The 13,567-nt window shown below is 30.2% G+C and carries 13 protein-coding genes; 3 read left to right on the top strand and 10 right to left on the bottom strand.

Annotation, left to right across the window (positions count from 1 at the left end; genetic code table 11):
- Positions 1 to 153 precede the first annotated feature (153 nt).
- From Q0975_RS23340 to Q0975_RS23350, 3 genes are all read left to right on the top strand, one after another.
- Positions 154 to 2,934, top strand: a complete 2,781-nt coding sequence (locus tag Q0975_RS23340) for a LuxR C-terminal-related transcriptional regulator (RefSeq protein WP_299441497.1) — start codon at positions 154 to 156, stop codon at positions 2,932 to 2,934.
- Between the two features lie 196 nt (positions 2,935 to 3,130).
- Entirely contained in the window at positions 3,131 to 3,994 is an 864-nt protein-coding gene (locus Q0975_RS23345) for a zinc-dependent peptidase (RefSeq protein ID WP_299441500.1), read from the top strand.
- Positions 3,995 to 4,051: 57 nt separating this feature from the next.
- Entirely contained in the window at positions 4,052 to 4,756 is a 705-nt protein-coding gene (locus tag Q0975_RS23350; protein ID WP_299441503.1) for a Bax inhibitor-1 family protein, read from the top strand.
- A 78-nt stretch (positions 4,757 to 4,834) separates the two neighbouring features.
- Here Q0975_RS23350 and Q0975_RS23355 read toward each other — a convergent pair whose 3' ends face one another.
- The 10 genes from Q0975_RS23355 to Q0975_RS23400 form a co-directional block, all read right to left on the bottom strand.
- On the bottom strand, positions 4,835 to 5,368 hold the full coding sequence (locus Q0975_RS23355; RefSeq protein ID WP_299441506.1) for a hypothetical protein: 534 nt from the start codon (positions 5,366 to 5,368) through the stop codon (positions 4,835 to 4,837).
- Between the two features lies 1 nt (position 5,369).
- Positions 5,370 to 6,335, bottom strand: a complete 966-nt coding sequence (locus Q0975_RS23360) for a YpdA family putative bacillithiol disulfide reductase (protein ID WP_299441509.1) — start codon at positions 6,333 to 6,335, stop codon at positions 5,370 to 5,372.
- Positions 6,335 to 6,994 carry a ribulose-phosphate 3-epimerase gene (rpe, locus tag Q0975_RS23365; RefSeq protein ID WP_299441512.1) on the bottom strand — a complete coding sequence of 220 codons (660 nt, stop codon included), beginning with the start codon at positions 6,992 to 6,994 and terminating at the stop codon, positions 6,335 to 6,337. Before rpe ends, Q0975_RS23360 begins: the two co-directional genes overlap by 1 nt.
- Positions 6,995 to 7,044: 50 nt before the next feature.
- A complete protein-coding gene (locus Q0975_RS23370) occupies positions 7,045 to 7,449 on the bottom strand; it encodes a BLUF domain-containing protein (protein WP_299441515.1) in 405 nt (134 codons plus the stop codon).
- A gap of 128 nt (positions 7,450 to 7,577) precedes the next feature.
- Positions 7,578 to 7,988, bottom strand: a complete 411-nt coding sequence (locus Q0975_RS23375) for a BLUF domain-containing protein (protein ID WP_299441518.1) — start codon at positions 7,986 to 7,988, stop codon at positions 7,578 to 7,580.
- A gap of 220 nt (positions 7,989 to 8,208) precedes the next feature.
- Positions 8,209 to 9,072 carry a sigma-70 family RNA polymerase sigma factor gene (locus tag Q0975_RS23380; protein WP_027395748.1) on the bottom strand — a complete coding sequence of 288 codons (864 nt, stop codon included), beginning with the start codon at positions 9,070 to 9,072 and terminating at the stop codon, positions 8,209 to 8,211.
- A gap of 174 nt (positions 9,073 to 9,246) precedes the next feature.
- Positions 9,247 to 10,215, bottom strand: a complete 969-nt coding sequence (locus Q0975_RS23385) for a hypothetical protein (protein ID WP_299441521.1) — start codon at positions 10,213 to 10,215, stop codon at positions 9,247 to 9,249.
- A 177-nt stretch (positions 10,216 to 10,392) separates the two neighbouring features.
- Complete coding sequence (locus tag Q0975_RS23390; RefSeq protein WP_299441523.1) at positions 10,393 to 11,766, bottom strand: hypothetical protein; 1,374 nt, start codon at positions 11,764 to 11,766, stop codon at positions 10,393 to 10,395.
- Entirely contained in the window at positions 11,756 to 12,313 is a 558-nt protein-coding gene (locus tag Q0975_RS23395; protein WP_299441526.1) for an RNA polymerase sigma factor, read from the bottom strand. Before Q0975_RS23395 ends, Q0975_RS23390 begins: the two co-directional genes overlap by 11 nt.
- 257 nt (positions 12,314 to 12,570) lie before the next feature.
- Complete coding sequence (locus tag Q0975_RS23400; protein ID WP_299441529.1) at positions 12,571 to 13,503, bottom strand: hypothetical protein; 933 nt, start codon at positions 13,501 to 13,503, stop codon at positions 12,571 to 12,573.
- Positions 13,504 to 13,567: the final 64 nt, after the last annotated feature.

Consider the following 13,567-nt stretch of genomic DNA (forward strand, 5'->3'; position numbering starts at 1 on the left):
AATGCCATTATTTGTAGTGGTATTTTTATTTTTGAAAAGATTCTTAAAAATTAAGGAAATTTATTGAATTCTTTTTAAGGATGATTTTATCATTATTGTTAAGATTTTTTTCTGTATATTTGAGAAGCTACCTTAGCTTAAAGAAAGCATTTGATGAATCGTATTTCTATTTTATTTCTTCTATTCCATTTCTTTTCTTTCTCACAATCAATTGAAAATAAGATTTTACCAGAAATTGTTCACTATGATACCAAAAATATGGGATTTGGAGCACAGTCTTGGGATATTGAACAAGACGAAAATGGAGTTATATATATAGCAAATGAAAATAGAATTTTAATTTTTGATGGAAGCGAATGGAATGCTGTAGCTACTAATAATGCTATGGCGAATAGAAGCTTATATGTTAAGAATAAAGACTCTATTTATTTTGGTGCAGATGGTCGTTTTGGATTGTTAATTAATGAAGGATATAATGCTTATGAAATTTCATTATTAAATCGTGTTGATAGAAGTGTTTCGGATGGTGCAGAAGAGTATTGGAGGATACATGAAGTGGATGATGAAATAGTTTTCCAAACGTTGAGTAATTTATATATCAATCAAGGTAATATCATTACTAAAATACCAGCGCCTTGTTGTTTTAGATGGAGCTATAAAATAAATGAAGACCTTTATGTAAATGATCATGAATATGGCGTTTTTAAATTGTCAGGAACAAGTTTAGTACCCGTATATGATAATGATGAATTAAATGCCAATATTATTGGAGTTACTAATGTAGGAGAAGATTTAATTCTTATAAGTGATACAAAAGGATTGTATACATTTAATGATGGTAAAGTTATTCCATTAGATTTCCCCTTGTCAGATGAGGTGAAAAAAGCACAGATTTTTTCTTTTTTAAAACTTAAGGATGGTAGGATTGCATTAGGAACGGTTTCTAATGGATTGTATATACTAGATCTTACGAATGGTAAAATTGATAATATTAATAAATTAAAAGGTTTACAAAACAATACGGTTTTGTCAATGTTCCAGGATGATGAGCATAATCTATGGTTAGCTTTGGATTATGGAGTTGATTATATAAAATTGAATTCTTCTTTAAAGTATTTTTATGACTATTACGGTAAATTGGGAACAACCTATGCTGCTATAAGAAATGGTGATTTTTGTTATATAGGTACCAATCAAGGTTTATATCTTTTAGATGAAAAATCTTATGAAAAAGAAGAAGGTTTTGAACAATTATTGAATGGTCAAGTCTGGAATATTGCTTCAATCAATGATGTGGTGTTTGTGGGACACGATACTGGAGCATATACTTTGAACGGAAGAACCCTAAAAAGAATGGGTGCTAGCAAAGGTGCTTGGGATTTTAGAGAATTTATCTATGACGATAAAGATTTTATACTCTCTCCTAATTATAATGGAGTTTCATTATATCAAAAGGTTGATAATGATTGGAACGAATATCAACTTAAGGGATTTAATAAATCGGTTAGATACCTGGAAGTGGATGAGGATAATTATATATGGCTTGCATTAAGATCGGAAGGTGTTTTTAAATTCAGGTTGGATCATAAGAACAGTAAACTTATAAAAGAAGCTTTTTTTCCGTTAAGTGATTTTGAAGGAGCGGTTTTATCACTATCTAAGTTAAGAAAACAAATAGTGATTACTTCTAATTTTTATTCATACACATATGTTTCGAAGAATAATTCTTTTGTTAAAAAAGAATTAGGAGTTGAAAAAGGATACGCACCACGGATTATTGAGAAAGGAGATGAAACCTGGTATATGGATAATGAAAGCGTCGTTATAGAATATGAAAAAGAGTTAATGAGCTTACAAGAACTACAAGGTCAATTAGTTCCTGATGTTTTAAAATCTTTCACATTAGATAATACCCATGAACTTATTCCTATGTATAGCGGTTTTTCGGTATATGTAAGGGATAATTTGATATCTGTAGAAAACTTGAGAGATGAGGTGTTGATTCGGGATTTTGTGTCTGTGAATAGTAAAGTGTCCTATCCCGAAAAATCTAAAATACCTTTCCAGGATAATGATCTTAAAATAAGGTATTCTCTCCCTATATATGGTAAAAGAGTAACATATCAATCTAAAGTAAATGATGATGAATGGGGTGATTGGACAACTTCTACGGAGCGTACATTATATAACCTGAATGAAGGAGATTACAAATTTTATATAAGATCTAAATATGATGGAATCATAAAAGAATCTACTTTCTCTTTTATTATAACTCCACCGTTATACAGAACACCTTTGGCTTATGTGGTGTATTTATTGTTTTTTGGTGGGTTAGTCTTAATTGCAATTGCAATTAGTCGTTACAACATGAAGAAACAGAAAATTCGATTACTTAAATTAAAAGAAGAGAAATTAAATAAACAGGAAGAAGAATATAAAGCGCAGAAATTAGAACAGGAACGTAAAATTATTGAACTCAAAAATTCTAAGCTAGAGGATGAAATAAAAGCAAAAAGTAGAGAGCTGACTCAGATAGCCTACGTAAACCTGAATAAAAATAAAGTCTTAAAAAAGATTAGAGATAAAATTGTAAGAATCCAAGGTTCTCCAAATTCACGATCTCATGAGAGTAATTATATGGACTTAAAGAGGCTTGTAGAATATTATATAACAGATAAAGAGAGTAAATTATTCAAAATAAATTTCGATAAGTCTCATCAAGAATTTTATGAAAGATTATCAAAAAAATATCCAAATTTAACTTCAAAAGATCTTAGGTTATGTGCCTATCTTAAAATGAACTTATCCTCAAAAGAAATAGCACCTTTATTAGGAATAAGTCCGCAAAGTGTTGATGTCAATAGACATAAGCTAAGAAAAAAATTGAATCTAGGTTCTGATGATAATTTAACTCATTTTTTAGTGAGTTTTTGATTTAAAGAATACTATGTGTGATTTCCGAAATCTGACTTTTCTCAAAAAAAATAATTATTCGAATTAGGTGTTGGGAAAAATAAGCCTAAACGAATTTTAATACTATGTAGCTAAGATTAGCGTTTTAATAGTTTATTTAACAGGGTTTTTATTTCAAAACCACTATTTTGTAACTTTATAAACCTACTTTACCCGTTTGAATCTTAATTTTTTATACGTAATATCCCTTCAGGAAACACCTGAACCTGGGATTCCAAAAATTCTTGGAATCATAGTAACTATTGGTATTGTTTCCATATGCTTATATTATGTGTCTCGATATCTGGAAACAGTTTATGCAAAGATTCATAAGAAGCCTTTTTTTGTGCATTTTTATTTAGCTCCTAAAAAATTGCCGATTTATTTAATTTCTTTTTTAAATACAAACACGTTATATAATCAATTAGATAAGAGAAGAAAACGATATTTTGAGCATAGAGTCGTGCGATTTTTAGAGATGACTAAATTTGTTGGTAGAGAGGGGCTTATAGTTGATGATGATAAGCGTATGCAAATCACGATGATGGTGATTCAGTTGACCTTCGGGATGCGTAATTATTTGCTTGAATATGTGGAAACTATTATTTTATACCCTTCTTCATATTACTCTATCCTCAATAAAACAGAAAATAATGGAGAGTTCAATCCAAGATCAAAAGCTTTAGTATTGTCCTGGGAACATTTTAGTATCGGAAACTTACATCAGGAAGATGGAGTAAACCTAGGAATACATGAAATTACTCATGCTATTCATTATTGTTCACTAAAAAGTAACAATATTAGTTCAGAAATATTTCACGATACCTTTTTAGAATTAGAAAAACATTTGTCTTCTGTAGAGCTTCGTAATAGGATAATTGAAAGCAAGATATTAAGGGAATATGCCTTTACTGATAAGTTCGAGTTTATTGCGGTGTTAGTAGAAGTGTTTATGGAATCTCCGGAAAAACTTAAGGGACAATTTCCTGATATTTACACATATGTCAGTCGTATGTTAAATTTTAAATATTTTAAGATATAAGAATATTATTAGAACTATATTTATCGCACTAAACAATTTTAATATAAAAGAAATAACATGGAAGAATTTCAGCAAGTAGCACCTGTAGTAAGTTCACTTACTGATGAAAAAAGAGTAGCTTTTTATAAAAAAACGTATACTCATTTGGCAATGGCAGTGTTGCTATTTGTGATTGTGGAATGGGTGTTTTTTCAGATTGAACCTTTAGTTAATTTCGCATTTTCGATGACGCAAGGATGGAGATGGTTAATCATGTTGGGAGGTTTTATGTTTATAACAAATTATGCAGAGAAAATGGCACATAAAACCCATGATATTAATAAGCAGTATTTAGGACTTCTTTTATACGTTGTAGCTGAGGCTTTTATTTTTATTCCTTTGATAGGAATTGCAATGATGATTGCAGAGAGTGGAGGAGCTAATATTCTGAATCAAGCTGCTATATTGACATTGGCTTTGTTTACAGGATTATCGGGAGTGGTTTTATTAACTAAGAAAGATTTCTCTTTTCTTAAGTCAATGCTAACGATTGGTTTTTTTATTGCATTAGGTCTAATTGCCGCCGGATTATTATTTGGATTTAATTTAGGATTGTGGTTTAGTGTGGGAATGGTAGTTTTGGCTTCTGGTTCTATATTATATCAAACATCCAATATGGTTCATAAATATTCAGAGGATCAATATGTAGGTGCTTCTTTAGGGTTGTTTGCTTCTCTAATGCTACTGTTTTGGTATATACTTAGTATTTTATCTAATGATTAAAAAAATTACCTGAATAGGGTGTCATAAATATAAAAAAAAACACAAAAGGCTGTCTTAATATGATAGCCTTTGCTGTATCTAATTATTTACCGCTTCTAAGCGTTTCTTTTGACGTTCGTGGTGCCTCATATGTATTTCGATTAGAGAAAACCATTCTACTGCATTAATCATCCCAAAGAATGGATGGTTGTGCCTTATTGCCTTATCACATTGCTTAATTAATACCTCGTTAGATAAGATTTCTAATATAAATTCTTTGAAGTTGTTTTCTAGCAGACTTCTTTCTACTATTTCTGGAGTAAAATTGGACACAATTTTAGGTGGAAAAGACTCCATTTTGATAGAACGTGATGGAACAATGTTCAGATTGAATATTAAGTATGCTATACTGTTTTTAGATTTTCCCTTTTTAGTGTCATTTTCGGTGCACTTGTGAAAATTGGGAAGTTGGTACGTTTTAGCAACACGAATAATATGATCATATAATTCAGCAAGAGACCATTGGTTAGAAGAGGGTTTATGATACAAACTTTCCTGATCGTAATTTTGAAGATCTCTATACCATTTTTCAGATCGTTTTTTAAAAGTAGCTATCGGATCTTTACTAAACATCTTATTTTTTAGAAATGATATGTTTAATAATTGTTTTTGCGTGTATTCTGGAATTTTCTATAAACCATATATGAGTATCCATACCACCGCAAATTACACCTGCTAAGTATAAATTACTAATATTTGATTCCATCGTATCTTCATCATATTTTGGGTGCTTTTTTTCATCATCAGATAACTGAATCCCAATTTTTTTTAGAAAATCAAAATTAGGAGTATATCCTGTTAAGGCTAGTACATAATCGTTTTCTATAGTAACTTCGCCATTAGGTGTATTTATTATAATTTGATGAGACTGTATTTCTTTTACAGTAGCATTATAATATGCTTTGATACTGCCTTCAGAGATTCTATTTTCGATATCCGGTCTTACCCAATATTTTACTCTCTTTCCTATTTCTGAAGATCTAATAATCATGGTTACATCTGCTCCTTTTCTATAGCACTCTAGTGCAGCATCAACAGATGAGTTACTGGCTCCAATAACAGCTAGTTTTTGTTTGGCAAAAAAATGGGGGTCTTTATAGTAATGCGATACTTTTGATAACGTTTCTCCAGGAACATTTATGGTATTTGGGATGTCATAAAATCCTGTAGCAACGATAATATGTGATGCTGTATAATCGTGTTTTTCTGTTTGTACAAAAAAAGTGTTTTCTTCTTTCTTAGCAGCAATTACTTTTTCAAAAAGATGAATATTTAAATCATTAGAAGTGACAATTCTACGATAATACTCGAGCGCCTCATTCCTTTTAGGTTTTGCCTCATTACTAATAAATGGAATTTCATCGATCTCCAGTTTTTCTGAAGAAGAGAAGAACTGCATATTTATGGGGTAATTAAAAAGAGAGTTTACTATAGGACCCTTTTCAATAATAAGATATTCTATTCCTTTTTTTTTAGCTTCCAAGCCGCAAGCAATACCTATAGGTCCTCCGCCAATTATTATGAGATCGATATGTTTCATTAAGAAATCATCTCTTTTAGTCCTTTTATGGTTTGGATTGGGTTCTCACTTTTAAAAACATAACTTCCTGCTACCAAAACATCTGCTCCTGCATCAACTAATTGTTTGGCATTCTTGTTAGTAACTCCTCCATCAATTTCAATTATCGTAGAGGCGTTATTGCGTTCAATGATTTCTTTAAGTTGTTGTACCTTTTTATAAGTGTTTTCGATAAAAGACTGACCACCGAAACCAGGATTTACACTCATTATACATACCAAATCAATATCATTAATAGTGTCTTCAAGTAAACTTACATTGGTATGCGGGTTTAAAGCAACACCTGCTTTCATACCTTCAGCTTTTATGGCTTGTAAGGTTCTATGAAGATGCGTGCAAGCTTCATAGTGAACGGTAAGGATATTACTTCCTAAATCAGCAAAAGTCTTTATGTATCTATCAGGATCTACGATCATTAAATGTACATCGATAGTTTTTGTAGCATGTTTTGCAATATCTCTTAATACTGGCATCCCAAAAGAGATATTAGGAACAAATACTCCATCCATAATATCAATATGAAACCAATCAGCATCGCTGTTATTGATCATTTCTACATCACGTTGTAGGTTAGCGAAATCCGCAGCTAATACCGAAGGTGCAATTAATTTTGAAGCCATAAAATTGTATTGTTTTCGGCAAAAATACTATTAAAGTTTTAAATGGTATACTAGGGAAGCTGCATAAATTTGTTTGTCAAATAAGATACACTGTTAAAAGTATCTGGATTATTGGATCTTTCCTTTTCTAAGAATTGTTGTAATTCTGAATAATCTTTTTCTCTATGAACAGTTACGTACGAATTATGAAAAATTTTAAAAGAGGGGACTCTAATTTGTCTATCAAATATTTTAATTAAATTAGAGTGTCTTGAATCTTTCTCTATTTTTGAATAAAGTTCTTGAATGATTTTTTTTTCTCCTTCAATTATTTGAAAGAAATTTTGACCAGAATGCATTAAAATACCGTTAATACCTGCATATTCATTTTTTAATTTAGAACAGTGCATTAAATCATTGATCTGAAAGTCAGATAACTTCAAAGAAGAGCTTACATAAGATATCGTATGCCACATAGCTTTTTATCTTAAATTTAACTTAATTTAAGGGAATATTTGTGTTAAAATCATTATTTAACGTTTGTTTTCATAAATGTTTAAATTATCCTGTAAATGCTAAAAAGAGAAAGGTGAATCAGGAGGTTTTAGGAAAGTTTCATGAATTTATTAGCCAAATAAAAAATATTTTTATAGTTATCAGGATTATGAGTTTTTTCTTCGTTTAAAAATTGTTGTAACTCCTTATGATCATACTTATTATCACCTAAAACTTTAAAAGAAGAATGGTACTGAGAGAATGAGCAATTGGTTATTTCTTTGTCAAAAATTTTAATAACATTATGATGTCTGGAATCGAGTTGTATTTTTTTATAAAGACTCTGTATCATATCTTTTTGCCCTTCTAGAACTTGAAAGAAATTACCGTCAGAATACATCAATATTCCTGTTATTTTTTGACTATTGTTAGTTAGCTTAACAAATTCGAATAATTCATTTACCTCAGAATTTGTTAAGGATGGATTAGCAGTACTTACGTAACTAATGGTTTGCCACATGTTGATTGGTTCTAACTTAAAGGTACAGTTTTTTAGTACAAAAAAAATAATTTTAAGATTTTAATAATCTAAAAATATAAGTGTTAATGTTTTTCTGTAATTAAATAGGAGAAATACCGCATGAAAAAACCTCCGGTAATCAGCCGGAGGTCATTCATCAATCAAAAAACGAACAGTTATGTTATAAACTGTTTGTAATCGCAATTTAGGAAATTAAAAGTTATCCTAAATAAGTTTTTAATATTTTACTACGAGATGTATGTTTTAATCTACGAATAGCCTTTTCTTTAATTTGACGAACTCGTTCACGAGTTAAATCAAAAGTTTCTCCAATTTCTTCTAGAGTCATTGGATGTTGATCTCCAAGACCAAAATACAAACGAATCACATCCGCTTCTCTTGGCGTAAGTGTTTCTAAAGCTCTCTCGATCTCAGTACGAAGAGATTCGTGCAATAAAGATCTGTCAGGATTAGGAGACTCACCAGAATTCAAAACATCATAAAGGTTAGAGTCTTCTCCTTCTACTAAAGGAGCATCCATACTTACATGACGACCAGAGTTTTTCATAGACTCTTTTACGTCATTTATAGTCATATCTAGCTCTTTTGCAATTTCCTCTGCACTTGGCGGACGTTCGTGAGATTGCTCTAAGAATGCATATGTTTTATTGATCTTGTTAATAGATCCAATTTTATTTAATGGTAAACGAACAATACGTGACTGTTCTGCTAAAGCTTGTAGGATAGATTGACGAATCCACCATACTGCATACGAGATAAACTTAAAACCTCTGGTTTCATCAAAACGTTTTGCTGCTTTAATCAATCCTAAATTACCTTCATTAATTAAATCCGGTAAAGTAAGTCCTTGGTTTTGATATTGTTTTGCAACAGATACCACAAATCGTAAATTCGCTTTTGTTAATTTTTCAAGGGCTCTTTCATCACCAGCTTTTATTCGCTGAGCTAATTCTACCTCTTCATCTGCGGTAATAAGATCTACTTTACCTATTTCCTGCAAATACTTATCCAGCGATGCAGTTTCACGATTCGTTACCTGCTTCGTAATCTTAAGTTGTCTCATCTATGTTATCCTTGAAATTTTATTTGTGAATATTTTAGGGCGTTGCTTTTTATTTATTATACGTACAGAATTAATAAAATGTTACAAAAAAGTAAAATTATTTTTTCGATCACCTATTTTTTAGACCTTAATTCTTTATCTATTAGTCGTATAATTAACTATTTGATTACACATTTATTCAAACTCTAATACGTTTTTCGCTATAATAAGGGACCTTAAGGCATCAATTTTCTTATGCATTTTATTAAAAAATAAATTTCTTTCTTTTTCTCCTGCAGTACTTAATAATTTAGATCCATCCATCTGGATGTTTAAGAATTTTTCTGCTTGATCACAGGTAGTAACATCATTAGTTCTGTAGTAAGAAAGAATTGTAAAAGGAACATATAGAGATCTTTCGGTAGGTGTTTTTACTAAAACCCGATTATTCATGAGTAATAGTTCGTTATAGTAGAATTTAAAATTATCTTTTTGGTCAATTATTTTTTTAGAAATCTGATTTATCAATCCCTGAAGATCATCGCATATCTCAAGAGCATCCTTAGAAGAAAGTGAATTCGATTCGAAATAAAAGTGTATTTGTTTTAATGTACTATTTATAGTAGTAATATCCCATATTTCTATAGAATTAAGATTATTATACATATTACCTAAGCGTTTTGCTGCTTCGATGAGTGAAAGTGATGGGTTAAATCCTGTAAACTTCACATCCCCAAGTTCAGAATCCATTATTTTTAACCAGACATACATTTTAAATTTTGAAAGCAAGTTATCATCTGATGTATAGAAGATTGGCAAATCTTTGGCAGAGTAAATCATTTCTACATCCTTATTATTGACTAGGGGTGATAACGAATTATATGAATTCTCATAATAAGCAAGTAGACTTTCCATATCCTGAACTGGAGCCGTCTTTTTTACAGCCACAATATGTTCATCTTCGCTTGAGAATAGTTGATCTATTGACAAACTAAAATATTTGGCTAATGTGACTCCTTCTTCTAAAGATATTTTACTTTTCTTGCTAATTCTTCTATGTGCTGCATCATAGCTTATATCCAAAGCAGTGGCAACTTCATCGATTAATGAAGTTTTAGAACTGATTTGTTTTTTGATAAGTTCTAAAAATTTTTCTTGTATCATGTTAAGCCTTTTTTTGATGATGATGTTATTTAACCGAAGCAAAGTAAAATAGAAAAGTAAGTTAATTTTTGCGATTTTCACAAAAAAGTATTTCATGACTTGTGATTATTACTTTTATCACAAATAATAAATCCGTGTTATTGTTAGCAGAAGATAATTTGGCTCGTAAAATAAACCTTAGAATTTAAAAGAAAAGCCTACCTGTAATCCAAAGTGAAAGGGATTATAACTTTGGGAATTCATACTCGCATTTTCCAGTTGATATTTAATCATAGGCTCCGCATGGATATATATGTCTTTGAAAAGTTCATATTTCACATTCATTCCTAAATTTAAACTTGAGCTGGTAGAAGATAAATTATTGTTTTTACCTAATTCAATATCACTGATGTTAGTATTGAGTGTAATGTTGTCTTTACCTAATATTAAGAAACTAGCATCCATAACAATGGATGCCTTGACTTTTTTGTTGATAAATTGATAACCCAATCCAATTGAAAACTCATCATAATTAGCAGTTTGTGTTAGATTTACTGTTTGAGTACTGTCTACTATTTGTTGTGTTGCACCATCCAGTAATATAGAGGCATCTCCTAGAATACCAGATACCTCTGAACTATTAATGCCTTTTTCCGTTAGGCTTACCTTTAGTTTGTTATATCCTATTCTTAGATCTATCTTTTTATTTAGATTGGTACTCATAGTAGCACCATAGCCTACTGTTATATTTCCTGATTTGCTGCGATTAGCGTTTCTGTCACTAATTAAAGAGCCGCTTGAACCCACGGAATAGATAGGTGTAGCATAAACAGATAACATAAAATTCTCGAAAGCCTTTACAGGTGGTGAAGGTATTGATATCAAGGTGTCACTATTATTTTGAATTAATTTTTTTTCATCATTATTCTTAGAAATACCTTCTATCGTGGGTGTCTCGTCTGAAGCAAGTTTGATACTGTCTTTTGATATATTAGTGAAACTAAGTTTAGCAGGTGAGGTTTTCTCTATATCTTGTTTTTTAGCTGATTGTTTAAGCGATTGATTTTTTGTGTTTTTAGTGTTCTTGGCTAAAAGATTAGTGTTCTTAATCCCTGATGCTTTATTGGTTTTATTAGATATAGTATTGCTATTTGTCTTGTGAGGATAAATTTTAATCAGATCTGGACTACTACTACTACTACTACTACTACTACTACTACTACTACTACTATTGAATATTCTTTTCTTATTAATTGCTATAGTGTCAAGATCATCGATACAAATTTCTGAGATTACTTCTGGATTATCGATGCAATCGATATGTGTCGTTTGGTATTCATAAAAGTTGTTAGGAGTATTTTTATGTCCATTAGATTGAGGCCAAAAGGTAATCAAGATACCTAAAAAAACTACCGATGCAATGCCAATTATAGTAACAAGATATCTTTTTCGTTGTACATCCTGTTTATTTAATTGACTTTCTAAGTTTTTCCAAATAAGAGTTTCTGGAGACTGCTGCAAACCATCTAATTGTTCCTTAACCAGTTTCCCTATATCTTTTTTAGTATCCATTACTCACTGCTATTTTTTTTTGATCATAAACTTTAGATAAAATAACCATCTTCAATTGTGATTTTGCCCTATGTAAATTGGATTTTGAGGTTCCTTCTGATATTTTAAGCATTTCTGCTATTTCTTTATGAGAGTAATTATCCAATTCGTATAAGTTGAAAACCAACCTGTATTGATCAGGTAATTTTCGTATGAATTCTAGTAATTCATCTATTGAGAAGCTAAATAACTCAGAATCAATTTTTGTGTCATAGATAAGATTTTCTTTTATTGGAGTATCTAGAAAAAAATTGTCATTATATCTGTCAATAGCCTTATTAATAGTGATTCTTTTCATCCATCCTTCAAAAGATCCCTTGTGTTTATATTGTTTAATTTTTTTATATATAGTCAGGAATGAGTCGTGCAAAATATCTTCTGCCTCCGCATGGTTTTTACAGTATTTTAAACATAATGCAAAAAGTTTATCCTTATACGTATAAAACAATTCACTCTGTGCTTTCCTGTTATTCTTCTTACATTTTTTTATGAGTTCTCTGTCGTCCAAAGGATTATGTGTGTTGTAAGTTTTTTTAGCATCTTTAACCTAATAGACTGAAAGAAAAGAAAAGGTTGCGTTAAATCATGTTTTTTTTTGAAAATGACTTAAAGTCAACCATTTTTTTTATTCTTTTTTCAATGGGTTAAACATTAGGTAATTAGACGTTTGCCAAGATTACCTAACGTTTCACCCTTTATTATAGAAACTATATGGCTAATTCTATAATAATTCAATGTCCTATTGTCTAGATTATCTGTATAGCTTTATTCAAAAAATTCATATGAGAATGCAGAAAATAAATCTGAATTAGAGAATGTTGCGAATTCGGTTAATTCCGAATATCTTTCTTCATTAATTACATGGAGAACTGAATACGTAAACAGGCTGCCAAAATCGGACTCAAAAGTTTTGATGTTATTAGGGGATATTGACTTGAAATTGAAGTTATTAACTTCTCCACTATCTATGTGGTATAGCAACATAAGTGTATGTCTGCTAAATGTTGTTTCATTTACTTCATACAACGTATTTATTGAATTTTCGAATGTGATAGTATTCGTAAAATCTAGCTCAAGACCCGTACCAGAATCATGTAAAAATTCTTCTTTAATAGGATTGTTATTAGAATCATATTGGGTAATAACTGCTTTCGTTGTATTGTTTAAAAAATTAAAGTTTTCGAAATAAACTCTATTGTTGTTTGAATCTAAGACTATTTTAGAATGTGCTACATCAATATCAAAATTTATTCCATCAAAACTTCTTTTCCAATTTACATAAATACTATCTGAACTATATGTAAAAGTATGCTTGTTATAGATAGATTGTTCTTGTGTTGTTTCGTGTAAAAACTCTGTCAAGGTATTTGAATTGCTATATTCAAAGGTTAATTTCTCAATTAAATTGGATTGAGAATATCTTCTTATTTCTGATATCTTATCATTATCATAAATATAAGTTCCCGAGCTAGTTTCATTTGTTTGAAAATTAATCCCTTCGGAATAATCAATTCTATTATTAGCTAGTTGATAATATGTAGAGTCTATTCTTGTATTCGGAGTGGTCGAGACGTCGAAATTTGTTAAAACAAAATTATTCATACTTTCAATCACTGGATCATTATTAGAATCGTCATCATTAGAACAAGAGGTAATTATCAATATTAAAACTAAGATGAATGAGCTGATATTTTTCATGGTATATAAATGTTTAAATTATTTTTAAAATTTGATTTAAGTATGCATCATGCATGCGCTTAAC

Source organism: uncultured Aquimarina sp., from assembly GCF_947500065.1.
Classification (GTDB): domain Bacteria; phylum Bacteroidota; class Bacteroidia; order Flavobacteriales; family Flavobacteriaceae; genus Aquimarina.

Coding starts and splice junctions, on each gene's coding strand:
- Q0975_RS23380 (WP_027395748.1), bottom strand. CDS start 9,072: ATGAGACAACTTAAGATTACGAAGCAGGTAACGAATCGTGAAACTGCA.
- rpe (WP_299441512.1), bottom strand. CDS start 6,994: ATGGCTTCAAAATTAATTGCACCTTCGGTATTAGCTGCGGATTTCGCT.
- Q0975_RS23355 (WP_299441506.1), bottom strand. CDS start 5,368: ATGTTTAGTAAAGATCCGATAGCTACTTTTAAAAAACGATCTGAAAAA.
- Q0975_RS23370 (WP_299441515.1), bottom strand. CDS start 7,449: ATGTGGCATACGATATCTTATGTAAGCTCTTCTTTGAAGTTATCTGAC.
- Q0975_RS23375 (WP_299441518.1), bottom strand. CDS start 7,988: ATGTGGCAAACCATTAGTTACGTAAGTACTGCTAATCCATCCTTAACA.
- Q0975_RS23400 (WP_299441529.1), bottom strand. CDS start 13,503: ATGAAAAATATCAGCTCATTCATCTTAGTTTTAATATTGATAATTACC.
- Q0975_RS23390 (WP_299441523.1), bottom strand. CDS start 11,766: ATGGATACTAAAAAAGATATAGGGAAACTGGTTAAGGAACAATTAGAT.
- Q0975_RS23360 (WP_299441509.1), bottom strand. CDS start 6,335: ATGAAACATATCGATCTCATAATAATTGGCGGAGGACCTATAGGTATT.
- Q0975_RS23350 (WP_299441503.1), top strand. CDS start 4,052: ATGGAAGAATTTCAGCAAGTAGCACCTGTAGTAAGTTCACTTACTGAT.
- Q0975_RS23385 (WP_299441521.1), bottom strand. CDS start 10,215: ATGATACAAGAAAAATTTTTAGAACTTATCAAAAAACAAATCAGTTCT.
- Q0975_RS23340 (WP_299441497.1), top strand. CDS start 154: ATGAATCGTATTTCTATTTTATTTCTTCTATTCCATTTCTTTTCTTTC.